Genomic DNA, 2,797 nt, shown 5'->3' on the forward strand with positions numbered 1-2,797 from the left:
AAGGCGAAAACCGCGGCAGAACCGGTGCGCTTTTCCTGGTAGGCCTGTGCGGTCCACGCAATCTGGTAGTTATCCGGCAAGCTCTTCTCCGCAATCTCTTCTACCAGTTTGATCGCCTCCCCCGAACTCACACCGGGGGCGGCACTACCGAACAATTTAGCCGCGAGCAGGCCGTTAAAGCGCTCCAACTGTTCCGCGCCGACAACACTTTTTACCTTACTCAAGGCGGACAGTGGCACCATCCCGCCGGATTCAGACCGCACATACACTCTGCCCAAGTCTTCCTCGGTCATCCGGTATTCGGCGTCAGCCTGTAGCTGCACGCGGTAGGTCCGTCCCGAGCGATTAAAATCGTTGACATAGAGTGACCCGATCATGCTTTGCAAGGCAGCGTACACATCCGCGACCGCTACGCCCTGCGATATCGCTTTGGCTTGATCCACTTCGACAAAGAATTGCGGCACGGAAGGACGGAAAAAAGTGGTGGTGGGCGCCAGGCGCGGTTCCTGATTCAGGGCGTCGATGAAGTTATTGACCACGCTCGACAACTGCAGCGGATCGGCACCAGCCCGCGTTTGCACGTAGACTTCAAAGCCGCCTGCATTACCTAGCCCGTGGATGGTCGGCGGATTGAAGGCGATAGCCAATCCATCCGGCAGCTGCGATCCGGTGTCGAACAATTTCTTTATCACGTCCCCTGCGGTAGCAGTACGTTCAGACCAGTCTTTCATATCGACATACATTGTTGCCGCGTTGGGCTTATTGGCATTCCCGATCAGATCGAACCCATACACTGCAAACTGCGTGGCGACTGCTGGTTCGCTCGCCATCGCGCTGCGCAACGACTCCGTGGTTTTAATGGTTCGTGCCAAGGTGGCGCCATCGGGCATGATAATTGAAGCTACGACATAACCTTGATCTTCAGGAGGCACAAAGCTGTTGGGAACAGTCTTGATCAGATAGATCGCGAGACCTATGATGGCGGCAAATACGAGCGTGCCAACGATGGTATGTCGCAATGTAAGGGTGACCGTACCGGTATAGAAATCGGTCAAGCGACCGAACCCCTTGTTGAATGCGCGGAAGAATGCGGACTCGCCGTGCGTTTGCTTCAGCAGGATGGCGCACAAGGCGGGCGTCAGGGTCAGCGCCACTATGCCTGAAATGGTCACGGCAACCGCCACCGTCACTGCAAACTGCCGATATAGTTCGCCCGCAATGCCCCCCATGAACGCCACGGGCACGAAAACCGCGCATAGCACCAATACAATCGCCACCACGGCACGCGCAACCTGTTCCATGGAGCGGACCGCCGCTTTCATCGGCGAGAGCTTTTCCTCGTCCATCAAGCGCTCGATGTTTTCCAGCACCACTATGGCATCATCCACCACGATGCCGATGGACAAGACCATGGCAAATAGGGTGAGCGTATTGATGGAGAAGCCGAACAGCCACAGGCCCGCGAAGGTGCCAATCAGCGAAATGGGCACGGCGATGATGGGGATCAGGGTTGCGCGCCAGCTTTGCAGGAACAGGTAGACAACAAAGACCACCAGTATCATCGCCTCGCCCAGCGTCTTGACTACCTCCCAGATCGAGGCTTTGACAAAATGGCTGGTATCGTAAGGTAGCTCATAACCCATTCCTTCAGGAAAGCGTTGCTTCAATTCCTCCATTTTCGCCTTGACCGCATCGGCGGTCTCCAACGCGTTCGCACCAATTTGCAAATAGATGAGGATACCAACAACGGGTTCGCCATCCATCGCGTTACGTACATTGTAGTCTTGTGAACCGAGCTCGAGACGTGCCACGTCTTTAAGGTGGAGTACCCCACGCGGCCCATCGGCACGCACGATGATGTTACCGAATTCCTCGGGTTCCAGCAGCCGACCCTTGGCATTAACCGTATAGATTAGCTGCTGATCAGACGTTGCCGGTTCCTGGCCGATTTTGCCCGCTGCGTATTGCGCATTTTGCACCTTGACTGCCGCAATAATGTCACTAGTGGTAACCCCAAGCTGGGCCATGCGATCGGGACGCTGCCAGATGCGCATGGAATAGTTCTGGGTACCCATCAAACTCACTTCACCCACGCCTTTGGTGCGTTTCAGCTCATCCAGCATATTGAGTGTCACGTAATTGCTGAGAAAAAGCGTGTCGTACTTCTTATCTTTCGATGTCATCGCTATTGCCATCAAAAGATCGGTCGAACGCTTTTGCACTATGATGCCGGTTTGGCGAACCTCGTTCGGCAAACGCGGCAACGCAATATTCACGCGATTACTGATGTTGAACGTAGCCTGATCAATGTTCGTGCCCAGCTCGAATGTGGCGGTGATGGTCAACGTGCCGCTGGAGTCAGCGCTGGAGTCGAAGTAGAGCAAGCCTTCCACTCCGCTCAGCTGCTCCTCGATCGGAGCGGCAACGGTTTTGGTGAGTGTATCCGCGCTGGCGCCGGGAAACGTCGCGGTGATCAACACGGTGGGGGGCGCGATTTGCGGATACTGGGCGATCGGCAACTGCAGCGCGGCGACCAGCCCGGCCAATACGATGATGATGGACAGCACCGATGCAAAGATCGGGCGGGTGATGAAGAATCTGGTCATGAGATGCCTGTTTAGGTCTGTGTTTGGGGACCCGACTGAGAGGGAGAGCCTGCGGGTATTTCACCGACTGGATGGGGCGCCACGGGCGTGCCCGGACGGAGCTTGATGAGGTTATCGACGATGACTTTATCGCCGGCTTTGAGTCCGTCCAGGATGACCCAGTCCTTGCCGATCCAGCGGCCCGTCACTAC

The 2,797-nt window shown here is 56.1% G+C and carries 1 protein-coding gene and 1 pseudogene; both read right to left on the bottom strand.

Annotation, left to right across the window (positions count from 1 at the left end):
* The coding region (locus tag C8R31_RS15685; RefSeq protein ID WP_107695112.1) for an efflux RND transporter permease subunit at positions 1-2,606 on the bottom strand (2,606 nt) is incomplete at its 3' end.
* An 11-nt stretch (positions 2,607-2,617) separates the two neighbouring features.
* Positions 2,618-2,797, bottom strand: a pseudogene (locus C8R31_RS15690) (efflux transporter periplasmic adaptor subunit); the annotation flags it as partial.

Origin of the sequence: Nitrosospira sp. Nsp2, from assembly GCF_003050965.1 — a bacterium.
In the GTDB taxonomy this organism is placed as follows: Bacteria; Pseudomonadota; Gammaproteobacteria; order Burkholderiales; family Nitrosomonadaceae; genus Nitrosospira.